This window comes from Clostridium akagii DSM 12554, from assembly GCF_000686725.1.
Lineage (GTDB): Bacteria > Bacillota > Clostridia > Clostridiales > Clostridiaceae > Clostridium_I > Clostridium_I akagii.
On sequence record NZ_JMLK01000016.1, the window covers coordinates 24,384 to 41,627 of the forward strand.

12 protein-coding genes are annotated in these 17,244 nt (G+C 32.4%); all 12 read right to left on the reverse strand.

Annotation, left to right across the window (positions count from 1 at the left end; translation table 11 throughout):
* Nucleotides 1-77: 77 nt before the first annotated feature.
* Nucleotides 78-2,447, reverse strand: a complete 2,370-nt coding sequence (locus BR66_RS23515) for a methyl-accepting chemotaxis protein (protein WP_026882765.1) — start codon at nt 2,445-2,447, stop codon at nt 78-80.
* Nucleotides 2,448-2,501: 54 nt separating this feature from the next.
* Entirely contained in the window at nt 2,502-3,314 is an 813-nt protein-coding gene (locus tag BR66_RS0109700; protein ID WP_026882766.1) for a CheR family methyltransferase, read from the reverse strand.
* Between the two features lie 76 nt (nt 3,315-3,390).
* Complete coding sequence (locus BR66_RS23520) at nt 3,391-5,463, reverse strand: HAMP domain-containing methyl-accepting chemotaxis protein (protein ID WP_035795919.1); 2,073 nt, start codon at nt 5,461-5,463, stop codon at nt 3,391-3,393.
* A gap of 33 nt (nt 5,464-5,496) precedes the next feature.
* A complete protein-coding gene (locus tag BR66_RS0109710; protein WP_026882767.1) occupies nt 5,497-6,534 on the reverse strand; it encodes a protein-glutamate methylesterase/protein-glutamine glutaminase in 1,038 nt (345 codons plus the stop codon).
* A gap of 202 nt (nt 6,535-6,736) precedes the next feature.
* Entirely contained in the window at nt 6,737-8,965 is a 2,229-nt protein-coding gene (locus BR66_RS23525) for a methyl-accepting chemotaxis protein (protein WP_242841140.1), read from the reverse strand.
* Between the two features lie 52 nt (nt 8,966-9,017).
* Entirely contained in the window at nt 9,018-11,240 is a 2,223-nt protein-coding gene (locus BR66_RS0109720; protein WP_026882768.1) for a HAMP domain-containing methyl-accepting chemotaxis protein, read from the reverse strand.
* Nucleotides 11,241-11,254: 14 nt separating this feature from the next.
* The gene (locus BR66_RS0109725) at nt 11,255-11,749 is read right to left on the reverse strand and encodes a chemotaxis protein CheW (RefSeq protein ID WP_026882769.1); all 495 of its coding nucleotides are present in this window, start codon (nt 11,747-11,749) and stop codon (nt 11,255-11,257) included.
* Between the two features lie 23 nt (nt 11,750-11,772).
* The gene (locus BR66_RS0109730) at nt 11,773-13,854 is read right to left on the reverse strand and encodes a chemotaxis protein CheA (RefSeq protein WP_026882770.1); all 2,082 of its coding nucleotides are present in this window, start codon (nt 13,852-13,854) and stop codon (nt 11,773-11,775) included.
* A gap of 28 nt (nt 13,855-13,882) precedes the next feature.
* On the reverse strand, nt 13,883-14,236 hold the full coding sequence (locus BR66_RS0109735; RefSeq protein ID WP_026882771.1) for a response regulator: 354 nt from the start codon (nt 14,234-14,236) through the stop codon (nt 13,883-13,885).
* A 381-nt stretch (nt 14,237-14,617) separates the two neighbouring features.
* The gene (locus BR66_RS0109740; RefSeq protein ID WP_026882772.1) at nt 14,618-15,013 is read right to left on the reverse strand and encodes a response regulator; all 396 of its coding nucleotides are present in this window, start codon (nt 15,011-15,013) and stop codon (nt 14,618-14,620) included.
* Nucleotides 15,014-15,026: 13 nt separating this feature from the next.
* Complete coding sequence (locus BR66_RS0109745; protein ID WP_026882773.1) at nt 15,027-16,181, reverse strand: sensor histidine kinase; 1,155 nt, start codon at nt 16,179-16,181, stop codon at nt 15,027-15,029.
* A 21-nt stretch (nt 16,182-16,202) separates the two neighbouring features.
* Nucleotides 16,203-17,240, reverse strand: a complete 1,038-nt coding sequence (locus BR66_RS0109750; protein ID WP_026882774.1) for a protein-glutamate methylesterase/protein-glutamine glutaminase — start codon at nt 17,238-17,240, stop codon at nt 16,203-16,205.
* Nucleotides 17,241-17,244: the final 4 nt, after the last annotated feature.

A 17,244-nucleotide genomic window follows, 5' to 3' on the forward strand; every position in this document is an offset into this window, starting at 1 on the left:
AAGAAGATTTATTTATACAAATTTTCTTACATCCTCATTATATTCATTTTTCTCCTAATGCAGAAAAGTCCTAATCTTTAGTATTTGCCAAATTCATTATTACCCAAAGATATTTTGGGTTTATTTTTAGTTAGTGCGATTTCAGTACGGGATGAAAATTTATTATTTAATCTATTTGTACTTTTCTCCGATACTATACCATTATTTAATAAAGTTGTATCTCTTTTTAGTATAAATTTTCCTACCATACTTTTTAGCATTGATGCTTGACCTGATAGTTCTTCGCTGGCTGCTGCACTTTGCTCTGCAGTTGCGGAATTAGTTTGCACCACATCTGAAACTTGCTCTATCCCCTTATTTATTTGATATATGGCAGTTGCTTGTTCATTTGAAGCAGATGCTATTTCTCCAACTAAAGTTGCGGCTTTAGTTACACCTACCACTATTCCGTTTAGAGATTCTGCAGTATTATTAGCAATTTTTGTTCCGAATTCTACCTTTTTAATTGATCCTTCAATTAATTCCGTTGTTTCCTTTGCAGCACTAGTACTTCTTGCTGCAAGATTTCTTACTTCTTCTGCAACTACTGCAAATCCTTTCCCATGTTGCCCTGCTCTCGCCGCTTCTACCGCAGCATTTAATGCTAGCATATTGGTTTGGAAAGCAATATCATCAATAACCTTAATTATTTTTGAAATATTTGATGATGACTGATTTATTTCCTCCATGGATTTAAGCATATCTTTCATATGTGAATTTCCAAGTGTTGCTCCTTCTTTGGCACTAAGTGCAAGCTCATTTGCCTGTCCTGCATTAACTGCATTCTGTTTAGTTTGAGCTGCTACTTCTGTTATGGATGAAGTTAATTCTTCTATAGAACTTGCTTGTTCTGTAGTTCCTTGAGATAGTGCTTGGCTACCATCTGACACTTGATTTGAACCAGATAGAACTTGATCTGATGCATCAGCAATGCTACCTAACACTTCATTAAAAGCTTCTAAAGTATGGTTTATTGACTCTTTTATAATGCCATAACTACCTTGGTAATCTCCATCCATACTTATAGTTAAATTTCCCTCCGCCATTGCCTTTAATACTTCTAGAGTTTCATTTATTGGTCCTTCTATAGCATCAAGTGTATTATTAAATCCTTCTAACACCTCTCGATATCCTCCCTGGAATTTTGATATATCACTTCTAACCTTAAGGTTACCTTCTACAGCATAATCTGCTATTGTATTAGCCTCTTTTACTAGATTTTCTATTGTTGTCATCATAACTATCATTGAAGGCATTAACTCGTCATTTTCAGACCTTTTTCCAATGGTAATAAGTCCCTGAATCCCACTTATATCCCCAACTGATATTTCAATAAGCAATTTTACTACAGCTGAAATTCTTGCATGAACAGAATTTATGTCTTCCGCAAAGTCCTTCATATTCCCTTTGTATGTTCCTGTCATTGTAAGAGAAAGATCATTTAAAGCCATTTTAGACAGCACTTTCCTTGATTCATTTATTGGTGCTGTAATGGCATCAATAGTATTATTTACACCCTCAACTATTTTCTTATAATCTCCATAGTGTTTACTTGCATCAGCACGTATATCCAGCTTTCCATTTTCAGCAGCTTCAACTAACATATCTGTATCCTTTACTAGGTTTTTAAGTGAAAAAATTATCTTTTCAAAATCTTTTCCTAAATCCCCCACCTCATCTTTAGTATTAAAAGATAACTTTACATTAAGGTTTCCCGCAGCTATACTTTTTGATGCCTCAACAAGTTCTTTTATTGGTTTTCCAATAATTCTTGAAATCACAATTTCCAAAATTATTGCGATAATTATGGCCAATAAAATAACCAGTACTATTATAATCACATCTCTAGTGCCTTCAGCCTTATTATCTGCTTGACGCTGAGCTGCCTCATCAATACTTATTTGAAATGCCTTAGTAATACTTGCATCAAGTTTGCTAGTTAAAATTGATGCATCCCCATTCATTAGCGCTATAGCATCATCAATTTTATTTGAATTTATTAGTCCTCTTATTTGATCTTTGTCATTATCATATTTTTCAATGTATTCTTGCATTATTTTAAGATTGGCTATTTCTTCTGGTGATGAAGCACCTTTAGAATAGTTTTGTACGTTGTCTTTTAAATCTTTATATAATGTGTCAACTTCATTGCTTAATTTAGCCCTATCTTCTGTGTTTTTACTAAGGATCATATCTCTTAGTTTGACCCTCACAGTTAAAAAGTCAGTTTCAATTTTTGATGCTGGTTTAAGTGGCACCAAATTTTCTTCATATAGTTGTGTACCTCGGCTAATAATTCCATTTGTGTTTACAATAGCCACAATTCCAACTACACCACTTAACAAGGCTACCATAATAAATCCAATTAAAAGTTTGGTAGATATTTTTAAATTTCTATAAGATTTCATTTAATATTCCCCCTTTATTCTCTATCGCCATGATTTCCCCTAATTTTTCTTTGTCTATTCTTTCCTGTAAACTGCAGGCATAATGTATTTATATTTAGTCTCGTTTTTATTTATTGACTCAGAATGACCTATAAAAAGATAACCGCCTGTTTCAGTCATGTCATAAAATTTATTAATCAGCTCCATCTTTGTTTTAGGCTCAAAATATATCATCACATTTCTACAGAATATAACATGAAACTTTTTTTTAAAAGGAAATATTCCAGTCATTAAATTAAAATCCCTGTATATTATTTCATTTCTTATTTCCTCACAAATTTGATATTTTCCATCTTTAATCTTATTAAAATATTTTAGCGTCCAATATTTAGGTATAATATTTACCGCTTCTTCGGTATAAATTCCATTTTTAGCTTGTTCTAATACTTTTTCGGATATATCAGTAGCCAATATTTTTGTATTCCAAATAGATTTTTCGTTTTCAAAATAATCTGCAATTATCATAGAAAGAGTGTAGGGCTCCTCTCCACTAGAACATCCTGCACTCCAAATCCTTAAATCATTATTTTTAGAGCTAGATGCTAAATATGGAAGCACCTTATCCCCAAAATATTTAAAATGTTCTGCTTCTCTCATAAAATAGGTATGATTGGTAGTAAGCCTGTTTATAAGTATATTGATTTCATTCCCCGAAGCATTTTTAAAAACAAATTTCAGATAATCCGAAAAATTAGTGAAACCCATTTCTGTAACCATGTTGGCAAGTCTACCCTCAATAAGAAGCCTTTTTGCAATAAGATTTATTCCATAATTTGCTTTCATATATGTAGTTAGTTCTCTAAATTCACTGTCTTTTAGTGTTATCATCTCTTCACCTTTAATTCTCATATAAGAACATGAGTCTTAGTAAAATAACTGCTCATGTTCTACTATGAATTTTTTCTTAGTATTTTCCGAAATCATTATTACTTAAAGATATTGTTGGCCTATTTCTTGCCACTGGCAAATCGTCATTATTTTTGAATTTGCCTTTTTCTACTTTCACACTGTTATGTTCATCATATTGTATAGATGCACTGGTTTTTAACTTAAATTTTCCAACCATATTTTTAAGCATTGATGCTTGACCTGAAAGTTCTTCGCTAGCCGCTGCACTTTGTTCTGCAGTTGCTGAATTAGTTTGTACTACATCTGAAACTTGTTCTATTCCCTTATTTATTTGATATATTGCAGTTGCCTGTTCATTAGAAGCAGATGCTATTTCTCCAACCAAGGTTGCTGCCTTAGTTACCCCAGAAACTATTTCATCAAGTGATTCTGCTGTATTGTCAGCAATTTTTCTTCCTAATTCAACTTTCTTAATTGATCCTTCAATTAATTCCGTTGTTTCCTTTGCAGCACTTGTGCTTCTTGCTGCAAGATTTCTTACTTCTTCTGCCACTACTGCAAACCCTTTCCCATGTTGTCCTGCTCTTGCTGCTTCCACTGCAGCATTTAGGGCTAACATATTAGTTTGAAAAGCAATATCATCAATAACCTTAATTATTTTTGAAATATTAGATGATGATTCGTTTATCTCCTCCATAGATTTAAGCATTTCTTTCATATGAGAATTACCAAGTGTAGCACCATCTTTTGCCTTAAGAGCCAACTCATTTGCTTGGCTAGAATTAACTGCATTCTGTTTTGTCTGGGCAGCTACTTCTGTAATCGAAGATGTTAGTTCTTCTATGGAACTTGCTTGTTCAGTTGTTCCTTGTGAAAGTGCCTGACTTCCATCCGATACTTGATTTGACCCTGAAGAAACTTGATCTGCAGCATTATTAATCTCTCTAAACACTTCATTAAGGGATTTTATTGTAAGGTTTAATGCGTTTTTAATATCAGCATGTTCTCCTTTATAATCTCCATTAACATTCACCCTTAAATCTCCCTTTGAAATTTCCTCAAGTACCGCTGCTGATTCTTTAATTGGCTCGACAATAGCATCTATCATCTCATTGATTCCAGATATAAGTTCTTTCCATCCGCCATTAAATATATCAGCATTACCTCTTGTATCTAATTTCCCTTCTTGTGTGGCTTTTATAAGCTTACCTGTTTCTAATAATAGTTCTTTAATAGTTTCTACCATTCCCACTATATTTTTACCTAACACATCTTTTTCAGATTTAACTTTAAATTCAACTGTCAAATCACCGGCAGCTATCTTTTCAACTGCATTTACTTGTTCTCTAATATTGTCTAGCATTTTCTTAAAAGCTAGCATCAATATTCCTGTTTCATCCTTTGAAAAATTACTAATTTCTATGTCAGTATCTCCAATGGAAAGTCTATCTGCAAATTCAACTAATTTTTTTATTGGTTTTGTAATTGATGCAGAAATTAATATTCCTAAAAGTATAGCCAGTGCTGCACCAATTATTATAAATCCTAGCATTATACTTTTTGAATTTGATGCAGTAGCTGTATTTGAAGCTGCTGAAGTTTTTGCTAGGGAAATTTTCAAATCTAACAATTGTTGCATATTTTTTTCCACCAGGTTGTCTGCCTTAGCGCCCTCTCCTTTTAGCAATGCCATTGCTTCATCATCTTTATTTTCTTTTGCCAGTACCATGATTTTATCTACCACATTTTCATAAGATGCGATTGACTGATCTGTGGTTTTAGTAAGTTCTTTACCTGAGTCTGTTAATAAAGTTTTTTTCAATATATCAGAACTTTTATTGTAATTCACTTGATTTATTTTTATTTGATCTTCAGAATCCAACATATCCTTTTCATTGCTAGATATAACTACATCTCTTAAGTTCGACCTCATTTTCTGGAAAGCCTCATCCATATCATAAAGATCATTCATTGGAACCGTCATTTTTTCATACATCTCAGTGCCCTTAATATCCAGAGTGTTTAAATTTACCATTCCAACTATACCAATTACAGTGGCTATAATTGCCACCATAAAAAAGCCAGTTAATATTTTTGTACCTATCTTTAAATTGTATAGTAGTTTCATCTGTAGTCCCCCCTTATATACCATTTGAATCATTTATCTTTTATCTTGAAGAATAGTGTATATTAGCCTTGGAATATTTCTTAATGATGCTTGTTTCATAACGCCACCAATGTCATAGGCAACTTTGGGCATTCCATAAACTACGCTGGACTGTTCATCCTGCCCAATGGTAACTGCACCTTTTTGCTTCATTTTCATAAGTCCTTTTGCTCCATCGTAACCCATTCCTGTTAATATGATACCAATAGCATTACTTCCTACATTTTCTGCCACAGAATTAAATAGTACATCCACTGACGGGCAATGACCATTTACTTTATCACCAGTAAAACATTCTACAAAATAATTATTTCCACGTCGCACTAATGACATATGTCTATCCCCAGGAGCAAGAAGTATTTTTCCTGGAAGAACAACATCCCCATTTTCTGCTTCTTTCACTTCCATAGAGCAAATATTATTTAATCTATCAGCATATATTTTTGTAAACACTGGAGGCATATGTTGCACAATTACAACACCTGGCATATCTTTAGGGAATCCTTTTATTACTTCAATAATGGCTTGAGTTCCACCAGTAGAAGCACCTATAGCAATTATTGAATTACTACTTTTAGTGTTGATTTTATCTATATGTGCTTCATTTAAAATGTTTTTTTTAAGCTGCCCGATTTTTGCCATAGATGCAATTTTAACCTTTATAATTAATTCATTAATAAATACGTCCTTACTTGTTCCTGCTACTGAGTTTATTTTTGTAACAAAATCCACTGCTCCTGCGTTTAACGCATCAAAAACATTTTCTCCTACAGAACTTACCACCACCACAGGTATAGGATACTGTGGCATAAGTCTTTTTAAAAATTCAATTCCGCTCATTTTGGGCATTTCTACATCCAACGTCATAACATCTGGTTCTAGTTCTATTATTTTATCTCTTGCCTCGAAAGCATTTGCTGCTGTTCCAACTACCTCAATTCCACGATCCGAGCCTATTCCTCTAGCAATTGTTTCTCTGAATAGTAATGAATCATCAACAACTAGCACCCTTACTTTTTTTGCTATATTCATATCCAAGAATCCTTTCCTCTTTACTAATTAATGAGTTTTAAGGCATCTGAAAGAAAATAACAAGTCAAAGATGCGACGGATATTTTGCGCCAGACAAGGCGACATGTCCCGCTAATAGTGGTGCTATTTAAGGGTTATGTCTACGCAGTATGGCACAAAATAGACTAGCATACTGACTAGTTATTTTTTTGAAGATGCCTCGTTAATATTTTCCGAACTCCGTACTACTTAAAGATATTCTTGGTTTATTTTTAGTTATAACCATATCATCATCCACTTGTTTGTCCTTTTGCCAATTATAATTTTTCTCAAGCCCTAAGGATTGTTCAGTATAATTCGCATTGTTATCTGTTTTTAGTCTAAACTTCCCTACCATGCCCTTAAGCAGAGCCGCTTGACTTGAAAGTTCTTCACTAGCTGCTGCACTTTCCTCTGCCGTTGCTGAATTAGTTTGTACCACATCAGAAACTTGTTCTATACCCTTATTTATTTGATATATTGCAGTTGCTTGTTCATTTGATGCTGAAGCAATTTCTCCCACTAAAGTTGTTGCCTTAGTTACCTCTAAAACTATTTGATCAAGAGATTCTGCTGTATTATTAGCAATTTTAGTTCCATATTCAACTTTTTTAATAGATCCTTCAATTAAATCCGTAGTTTCCTTTGCTGCATTAGCACTTCTTGCTGCTAGGTTTCTCACTTCCTCTGCTACTACCGCAAACCCCTTCCCGTGTTGACCTGCTCTTGCTGCTTCAACTGCAGCATTCAGTGCTAATATATTAGTTTGGAAAGCAATATCATCAATTACTTTGATTATTTTTGAAATATTAGAAGATGATTCATTTATCTCCTCCATAGATTTAAGCATGCCTTTCATATGGGAATTTCCAACTACTGCACCTTCCTTAGCCTTAAGCGAAAGTTCATTTGCCTGACCAGCATTAACTGCATTCTGCTTTGTTTGAGCTGCCACTTCTGTAATGGAAGATGTTAATTCTTCTATTGAGCTTGCTTGCTCAGTAGTTCCCTGCGATAATGCTTGACTCCCATCTGAAACCTGATTTGAACCTGAAGAAACTTGATCTGCAGCATTGTTTATTTCTATAAATACCTCATTAAATGAGTCCAGTGTATGGTTTAATGAATCTTTTATTACTTTATACTTACCTAAGTACTCTCCTACCATGCCTCCACTTAAATCACCTTTAGCCATTTGCCTAAGAGTTTCTGTGGCTTCATCTATTGGCAAAGATACAGCATCAAGTGTCTTATTTAATCCTTCCAATATGTTTCTATACCCACCTTGAAATTTTAATGCATCACTTCTAGTTTCAAGCTTTCCGGCTATTGCACCATCCGCTATGAACGTAATTTCTTTAATGAGATTTTCTATGGTTGACATCATTATAATCATTGCTGGCATTAATTTATCATTTTCTGATCTTCTTCCAATCTTGTTAAGCTCCTTAAGTCCGCTTGTATCGCCTAAAGATGCTTGTGTAAGAAAAAATGATATACTCTCAATTCTTTCATTAACGGAGTTTATATTTTCAGCAAATTCCTTCATAGTTCCCTGATAAGAACCTGTCATTTTATTGGTGAGGTCATTTAACGCCATACTTGCCAAAACTTTTTTGGACTCATTTATTGGTTTACTAATTGCATCAAGAGTTTTATTAAATCCTTCCACAATTTCGCGATAACCTCCTTTAAAATTTGAAACATCACTTCTAGTTTCAATATCCCCACTAACAGCAGCCTCTGATAAAACATTAACTTCTTTAATAAGGTTTTTTATGTTAGTCATCATAACAATCATTGTTGGCATTAACTTATCATTTTCTGACCGTCTACCAATATTAATGATTTCTTGAATTCCATCTATATTACCTACTGATATTTCTGTATTTAATTTCACTATATTTACAATTCTTTCATTAACTGAGTTTATATTTTCAGCAAATTCCTTCATCATTCCTTTGTATGAGCCTGTCATTTTAATTGTAAGATCATTTACAGCCATATTTGCTAAAACATTGTTTGATTCATTTAATGGTTTAATGATTTCATCAATAATTTTATTTATGCCTTGCATTATTTTTTTATGATCTCCATTGTGCATTGCTACATCTAACCTTGTTTGCACTTTGCCTTCAGCTATTGTATCCCCAAGTATATTTATATCAGAAACCACATTCTTAATAGATTTACTTATAAAATTAGATATTGTTAAATCTATTATAATAGCAATTAAAATAATCACTATTATAGAAATTACAAGCATTATAAATGTTGAATTATAAACTTGTTTTGAGCCTATGTTTTCAATTACTAAATGCATCATATAACCAATAAAACATCCTAAAATTGTTGTAATACTAAAACCAAATAATAATTTTGACGGTGTTTTCATATTATTAAACCATATCATAATTTATTTTCCTCCCATTTTTTGAAAATAATCAATGAATATTTAATATTTGCTAGTATTTTCCAAAATCATTGTTACTTAGAGATATTCTTGGTTTATTTTTAGTTAATGGTATATTTTCAGCAAAGACCCCTGGTTTTTTTGATGAATTCTGAATTTTATAAGAATTTGCAGATGATTTGCTGTTTTGTCCTGTTGCATCCATTTTTAGCTTGAACTTTCCTACCATATTCTTAAGCGTTGATGCTTGCCCTGAGAGTTCTTCACTAGCTGCTGCACTTTGCTCTGCAGTGGCAGAATTAGTTTGTACCACATCTGATACTTGCTCGATTCCCTTGTTTATTTGATATATTGCAGTTGCCTGTTCATTTGATGCGGCTGCTATTTCTCCTACTAGTGTGGCAGCTTTAGTTACCCCTACTACTATTTGGTCCAGTGATTCTGCTGTACTATTTGCAATTTTTGTTCCAAACTCTACTTTTTTAATTGAACCTTCTATTAAATCTGTAGTTTCTTTAGCCGCATTTGCACTTCTTGCTGCAAGATTTCTTACTTCCTCTGCAACTACTGCAAACCCTTTACCATGTTGTCCAGCTCTTGCTGCCTCAACTGCAGCGTTTAATGCTAATATGTTAGTTTGAAAAGCTATATCATCAATTACTTTAATTATTTTTGAAATACTTGATGACGAATCGTTGATTTCCTCCATGGATTTAAGCATGTCTTTCATATGAGAATTTCCAAGTGTTGCTCCTTCTTTGGCATCAAGTGCTAATTCATTTGCTTGACTTGCATTAACTGCATTCTGCTTTGTTTGAGCTGCCACTTCAGTAATAGAGGAAGTTAATTCTTCTATAGAACTTGCTTGCTCTGTTGTTCCTTGAGATAGTGCTTGACTTCCATCTGAAACTTGATTTGAACCTGAAGAGACCTGGTCCGCAGAATTATTTATTTCCGTAAATACTTCATTAAAAGATTCAATAATAAGGTTTAATGCATCCTTAATCTGAGCAAAATCACCTTTGTATTCATTATTAATTGATAAATTAAGATTTGAATTAGACATTTGTTCTAAAACTTCTGAGATTTCAGCTATATAAGAAGATAATGAGTTTATAGTACCATTTAAAGCATTTTTAATCTCCGCATGATCCCCTTTATAATCACCTTTCATATTTACCTTTAAGTTTCCATTTGACATTTCTTGCAATACTTGTGATGCTTCCTTAATAGGTTCAACTACAGCATCTAAAATGTTATTTAAGCCTTCAACTATGCTCTTATATCCTCCATTAAACTTTGTCACATCTCCACGTGTGGATAATTTACCATCTATAGCAGTTTTGGTTAACATGTTTGTTTCTGCTTCAAGCCTGCTAACAGCTTCAACTACAAGAATCATACTTTTTGCTAGTACATCTTTATCAGATTTAGGATTTATTTCAACACTAAAATCTCCCTTAGAAATTCTCTCAGCATAAACTGAGTTTTCATATATGTTCGCAACCATTTTCCTAAATGCTATCATTAATGTTCCTATCTCATCCTTTGATTCACCTGTGATTTTTATTTCAACATCACCAAGTGCAATTCTATCCGCATAATCCACTAATTTTTTTATTGGGCTCGTAATTGATTTTGCTATAATCATTCCTAGTACAATAGCCAGTGCTACACCAATAACTATAAATCCAATCATTAGATTTCTAGCACTTGATTGAGTAGCTTTATTTGAATCAGAAGCTGACTTAGCCAATGATATTTTTAATTCGGATAATTTTTGCATATTAGCTACAACTGTATTATTCGCCTTTACACCTTTATCATTTGTAAGTGCCATAGCTTCATCGTGTTTATTTTGCTCTGCTAGTGCTATAATTTCATCTACTACTTTCGCATAGGCTACTATTGAATTTTCCGTAGCTTTCGCAGATGCAATACCATTAGTTGTTAGTAGTGTTTTTTCAAATTCATCGGAATTAGTATTATACATGGCTTCATTATCTTTTACTTGCTGCTTAAGATCTGCTATGTTTTTTTCATTAGTTTCTAATAATATGTCTCTAACATTTATCCTGATTTTTTCAAATGCTTGATCCATATTATAAAGATTACTCATTGGAACTGTCATTTTTTCATACATTTCGCTATCTTTATTAGATACTGTATTTAAATTGATTATACCTGTTATACCAATTACCATCGCAACAATTGCCACAATAAAAAATCCTAATAATATTTTTGTACCTATCTTTACGTTGCTAAATAGTTTCATTTAATAATCTCCTTTTATACTAGAGCACCGATTTTCTCTAGTTCCTCGTCCTTGAGTAATTTTCCACAATCAAGCAATAACTTAACTTGGTTTCCCACTTTCCCTATTCCTCTAACATAGCGATTATGAAATCCTGTTTTTATATCTGGTGGAGGAACAATATCATTTTCATCAATATTGATTACTTCAGCAACATTATCTACAATAAGTCCTACAGATGTTGCCTTTATTTCAATTACAACGATACATGTCCTATCGTTATATTCCTTTGCTTCTTTTTTAAACCTAAGCCGTACATCAATAACTGGGATGATTTTTCCTCTAAGATTTATTATTCCCTTCACATAGCTTGGTAATTCAGGAACTTCTGTTATCTCTTGTATAACAATTATCTCTGTTACAAACTTAATTTCAATGCCATAGGATTCCTTACCAACAGAAAATGCTAAAAATTTTCCTTTTTGAGTATCCTCTGAAGTTTCCATAAATTCATCTAAAATTTCTTCCATTTTAATACCACCTTTCTTTAATTTTACCTGCTTAAAATTCCACTTACATCTAAAATGAGACTGATATTACCATCTCCAAGTATTGTACATCCAGCTATTCCTTTAATTTTCTTAATATAAGTTGGTAGCGCTTTAACAACCACCTGCTGTTCCCCAATTAATGAGTCTACGAATAAACAAGCAGCTCTTGTATTATCTTCTACCATAACCATTATTCCTTCAGTAGCTTTTTTTACTGTGGTATTTATATTAAATATTTTATGAAGTCTATATATTGGGTAGGCTCTGCCCCGTATCATTATCATTTCATTCCCCTCAGAATCAGCAATTACCTCGTTCTCTTTTGGTTTAAAAGATTCTCTAATGCTTGTAATTGGTATTGTGTATTTAGATTTTCCAACTGCCACCTCTAGTCCATCAATAATAGCTAACGTTAACGGAATTTTAATTGATATAGTGCTTCCTTTACCTTTCTCACTTTCAATTGAAATAGATCCCCCTATACTATCAATATTTTTTTTCACTACATCCATCCCAACTCCACGGCCAGAATACTCTGTTACGTTATCATTTGTGGAAAATCCAGGTAGTAAAATATTTGAGAATATTTCTTTATTCGATAATTCATCTTGAGATTTTGTAACTAAACCTTTAAGTTTAGCTTTATCATATATTCTTTTTTTGTCCAATCCTTTTCCATCATCTTTAACAATTATAAATACATCTCCACCAGCATTTTTTGCTTCTAATGTTATTTTTCCAATTTCAGGTTTACCAGAAGCAAGTCTTTCCTCTTTTTCTTCTATCCCATGATCTAAAGAATTCCTTACAAGATGCATAAGTGGATCGGAAATATGGTCGATAATATTTTTATCAACCTCTGTTTCCTCACCTATAATAACAAGTTCAACTTCCTTATCTAGTTTTTTACTCATATCCCTAACAATTCTATTCATCTTGTGGAATGTCATTGACACTGGTATCATCCTTATGGACATTACAATATCCTGTAGTTCATTGGTAAGTTTTCTAAGTTGCCTTGAAGCTTTTTTAAAATTGTCTAGTTGTAATCCCTCTAAATCTGGATTTTTTGCAACCATAGCCTCGGAAATAACTATCTCACCTACCAAATCTAGTAGCATGTCCAATTTTGAGATGTTAACACTTATAATACTTTGTTGCTTAGCACTTTTTGTTATATGCTCAGCTCCATCTTTATTTATTTGTGGCTGCTTTGCTAGTTCTCTCGTTACAATTGTTTCTGTATTTTCTACTAAATCTTCTAAAACTATTGTTTTTTTAGATTTTAATACATTAAGTTCTGGTGGATATTCTTTAACCTCAGCGAAATCTAACTCCTTTAAAAAAATAATTCCATTAAGTTGTTCCTCCACCTTTTCTTTTCCTATATCTGTACTAAATCCTATTAAAAGTCCATTTTTCCTAATTGCATCTGTACTATGTTCACTTTCAATAACATCCTCAGGTATGTGATAAATTTCACTTACAATATTCTTAAGATTGTGAATTACGGCGTAAGCTCTCACGTTCTCCATCTCACATCCATCTTCATAAAAAATTCTTGCTACATATTTACGTTTATCTTCCTCACTTGAGTTTTCACGTAAACCTATGTATTCTGGAGTATCTTCATGGTGTTCTAATACAATATCTTTAACAGCGCCTTCACTGGATTCTTTCATATTTTTAAGCAGGTTTGAACTTTTTAATACTAAAATTTCACTTGATCCATCAGCATTTCCATCATTCTCTATTTTTAAAACTTCCCCTTTAATAAAGTCAATTCCCGAAAGTACCAAATCAAATAAATTTTCAAAATCTATCTTAGCTTCATTGTTCTCTCTAATAAAATAGAACAAATCTTCCATTGAATGTGCTAAAACAGAAATATCGTTAAATGTCATCATAGCTGATGAGCTCTTAATAGTATGCATAATTCTAAAGATTTCATTTATTGCTTCAGGGCCGATTTTTTTGTTTTTTTCACATTCAATGCTAATTTTTTCAAGTTGCTCCATTAGCTGTGTTGCTTCAAAAAGATATATTTCTAACATCGGTTCTCTAGTAGTTCCATCATCTGACATAAGATTTCTCACCCTTTCTACAAAAATACTATAGTTTATTAAAAGCCTTTAGTAATGTTTCCTCATTAAATGGCTTTATTACAAATCCAGTTGCACCAGTCATCACGGCTTCTCTTACAATACTTTCTTGTCCCATTGAAGATATCATCATAACTTTTACATTTTTGTCCACATCTCTAATATGTTTTAATGCCTCTAAGCCGTCCATTACTGGCATTGTTATATCAAGTGTTATAATATCCGGTTTAAGTACCTTGTATTTTTCAACTGCTATAGCTCCATTTTCAGCTTCACCGACTATTTCAAATCCATTTTTTGCAAGCATAGTTTTTAAGGACATCCTCATAAATGCTGCATCATCTGTAATCAAAACTTTTTTCATAAGTCCCATCTCCTCTAAAATTTTTTTATATTTTCAACTGCTAAGAGAATTTACCCATTAACAGCCCTCCTTATTCAATGTTTTTTAGGAAAAGAAAGTGGAAAATGATATGTATTCTCGCATAATATACCTATAATTTAGTAATCATTAACTCATAGTACAATATAATTTTGCACAAATCAACATATTATGTGTTATTTTTTATAATATTGTATATTTTCTTTGAAAATTATAAATTTAGCTTAATTCTAAATTCAATATATTTTACATAAACAATGTAAAATATTCTAATTATTATTTAAAACATACCTCAAAAAGTCAAAAAACTCGCTTCTAAAATACTTAGAAAACGAGTTTTTAATATGGCAACTATTCCATATATTATTCTATTAGCCCTAAATTTTTCATGACCATAACGAATTTTTCAGTTTCAATTGGCTTCCAAGCATATGCTTCACACCCTTCGTCATATGCACTCAATACCGTATCTTTGTCGTTTAATGCTGTGGTCATAATTATTTTAACTTTTTCATCTCCCTCAATGCCCTTTTGTTTTTCAATATCCCTAATGGACTTAAGAGCCTTCATTCCATCGAGTCTTGGCATCATAATATCAAGACAAATCAAATCATATACATTATCTTCATTTGTTGCATTTATGTAGGAATCTATTGCTTCTATACCATCAACAACAACGTCACATTCCCCATATTTAGAAAGAAATTTTTTCATAAATAATCTGCTGGCAAAATCATCTTCCGCTATTAATATTCTCATTAATATCACACCCTTATTTATATTTTTCTTTTGGAATTTCAATATAAAAGCAAGTTCCTTCATTTTTATTTGAAGTAAAGCCAACATCACCTTTTAGATATTTCTCACCTAGAAGCTTCATACTGTATGTACCTAGTCCCCTAATATTTGCTTTAGTTGAAAAAGCACGCTTGAAAATATTTTTTTGTACTTCTTCACTAATGTAGCTACCATTTTTCACCCAATATTTTAAACTTCCATTGCTAATTTCATTACATCCAATAGTAACCACTCCATTTATATCTGTAGCTTCAAGGGCATTTTTAATCATGTTTCCTACTACTCTCTTTAATAAAGTAATATCATTTTTCATATTTATGCTTATAGAATCTTCATCTATATTAATTATCTTATTTATTGAATTACTATAGCCCTTATAAAGCTTTTTTAATGTAATTAATACTTCTTTAGAATTAAAATCTTCCATTGCAATAAAAAGTTCATTATTTTCAGCAGCTAAAATCTGCTTTTGAGATTGTATTTCATCTATGAGTCCTTCAAATAGCCCTTCAACCTGAATAATTTGATTTTCGTAAGTTGAAGGAATTTCATCCTTTAATAGGTTAAGTATTCCTTTTAAAGCCCCTGCAGTATTTATTACATCATGAAAAAATATTTTTTCCATAGTTCTTCTAATAACAGAGTCCGTGGCATCAATAAAAGAAACTAGATGGAATATTTCATCATTTATTTCTATAGGTGCAACCTTTTCAAATAGGTTAAGTGGTGTATCAAACCCATCTATTTTTCTAATTATTGAAATTTCATCTTCAAATTCTTCATTTACTATAATTGATTTTAGTACAATATTATCTGCGCTACAATTTTTGCAGGCAGATGCTGTTCCACATCCACACTGGTTTTTAAAAGCATGAATACAACTTAAAGTCTCACCTAGTGTTTTGCCTAAAATTTGTGATATACTATTTATGTTTATTAGTTTTAAATAGGTTTTATTTGCATAAACAACTTGTCTACAGGAATTCAATATAATTATGAAAATGTTCAAAGAGTCAAATGCTTTAAGATAAGGTTCGTTAAGATTAAAATTTTCAGCCTGCTTTTTTATACTGCTAATATCCAGCCTTTTTGCTAGATTACTAAAATTTTCTAAACGTTTTACATCCATTAGCTCCTCCATTCTGCCCAGCTATTTTTTATCCTCTAGAATAGAATAAATTAATTTTGGAATGCTTGCCAAGGGCACTTGTTTCATAACACCACCAATGTCATAAGCAACTTTAGGCATACCATAAACTACACTAGATTGCTCATCCTGCCCAATAGTATAAGCACCTTTTTCTTTCATTTTCATAAGTCCTTTTGCTCCATCGTAGCCCATTCCTGTTAATATGACTCCAATAGCATTACTTCCTGCCCTCTCCGCCACTGAATTAAACAGTACATCCACTGAAGGGCAGTGACCATTTACCTTTGCACCGGTAGAACATTCTACATAATAATTTGTTCCCCGCTTTGTTAACTCCATGTGCTTATCACCTGGCGCAATAAGAATTATCCCTGGAAGTACTATATCTCCCGTTTTAGCTTCTTTTACTTCCATTGGGCATAAATTGTTTAATCTGTCAGCATACATTTTTGTAAATACAGGTGGCATATGTTGTGTTATAACAACGCCTGGCATATCTATTGGGAATCCTTTAACTACTTCAAGAATAGCCTGAGTCCCTCCCGTTGATGCACCAATAGCAATTATTGTGTTACTCTTTCTTGCATTAATTTTATTTATGTGTCTCTCATTTGGGATATCTTTTTTAAGTTGACCTACCTTAGCCATGGATGCAATTTTCACTTTTATAATTAATTCGTTTATAAAAACTTCCTTACTAGTGCCAGTCACTGAATTTATTTTTGTAACAAAGTCCACGGCTCCTGCATTTAATGCATCAAAAACGTTATCACTTACTGCACTTACTACCACAACGGGTATAGGATATTGAGGCATAAGTCTTTTTAAGAACTCAATTCCATTCATCTTTGGCATTTCTACATCTAAAGTCATAACATCTGGCTCAAGTTCTATTATTTTGTCTCGTGCTTCAAAGGCATCTGCCGCAGTTCCAACTACTTCTATGCCACGATCTAGTGCTATACCTCTAGCGATTGTTTCCCTAAAAAGTAATGAATCATCAACAATTAATACCCTTACTTTTTTTGTTATACTCATATTC

What these genes read in the sequence shown, in the direction of transcription:
- BR66_RS0109745 (WP_026882773.1), bottom strand. Translation starts at nt 16,181, where the DNA reads ATGGATGTAAAACGTTTAGAAAATTTTAGTAATCTAGCAAAAAGGCTG.
- BR66_RS23520 (WP_035795919.1), bottom strand. Translation starts at nt 5,463, where the DNA reads ATGAAACTACTATACAATTTAAAGATAGGTACAAAAATATTAACTGGC.
- BR66_RS0109710 (WP_026882767.1), bottom strand. Translation starts at nt 6,534, where the DNA reads ATGAATATAGCAAAAAAAGTAAGGGTGCTAGTTGTTGATGATTCATTA.
- BR66_RS23525 (WP_242841140.1), bottom strand. Translation starts at nt 8,965, where the DNA reads ATGATATGGTTTAATAATATGAAAACACCGTCAAAATTATTATTTGGT.
- BR66_RS0109720 (WP_026882768.1), bottom strand. Translation starts at nt 11,240, where the DNA reads ATGAAACTATTTAGCAACGTAAAGATAGGTACAAAAATATTATTAGGA.
- BR66_RS0109740 (WP_026882772.1), bottom strand. Translation starts at nt 15,013, where the DNA reads ATGAGAATATTAATAGCGGAAGATGATTTTGCCAGCAGATTATTTATG.
- BR66_RS0109700 (WP_026882766.1), bottom strand. Translation starts at nt 3,314, where the DNA reads ATGATAACACTAAAAGACAGTGAATTTAGAGAACTAACTACATATATG.
- BR66_RS0109730 (WP_026882770.1), bottom strand. Translation starts at nt 13,854, where the DNA reads ATGTCAGATGATGGAACTACTAGAGAACCGATGTTAGAAATATATCTT.
- BR66_RS0109735 (WP_026882771.1), bottom strand. Translation starts at nt 14,236, where the DNA reads ATGAAAAAAGTTTTGATTACAGATGATGCAGCATTTATGAGGATGTCC.
- BR66_RS0109725 (WP_026882769.1), bottom strand. Translation starts at nt 11,749, where the DNA reads ATGGAAGAAATTTTAGATGAATTTATGGAAACTTCAGAGGATACTCAA.
- BR66_RS0109750 (WP_026882774.1), bottom strand. Translation starts at nt 17,240, where the DNA reads ATGAGTATAACAAAAAAAGTAAGGGTATTAATTGTTGATGATTCATTA.
- BR66_RS23515 (WP_026882765.1), bottom strand. Translation starts at nt 2,447, where the DNA reads ATGAAATCTTATAGAAATTTAAAAATATCTACCAAACTTTTAATTGGA.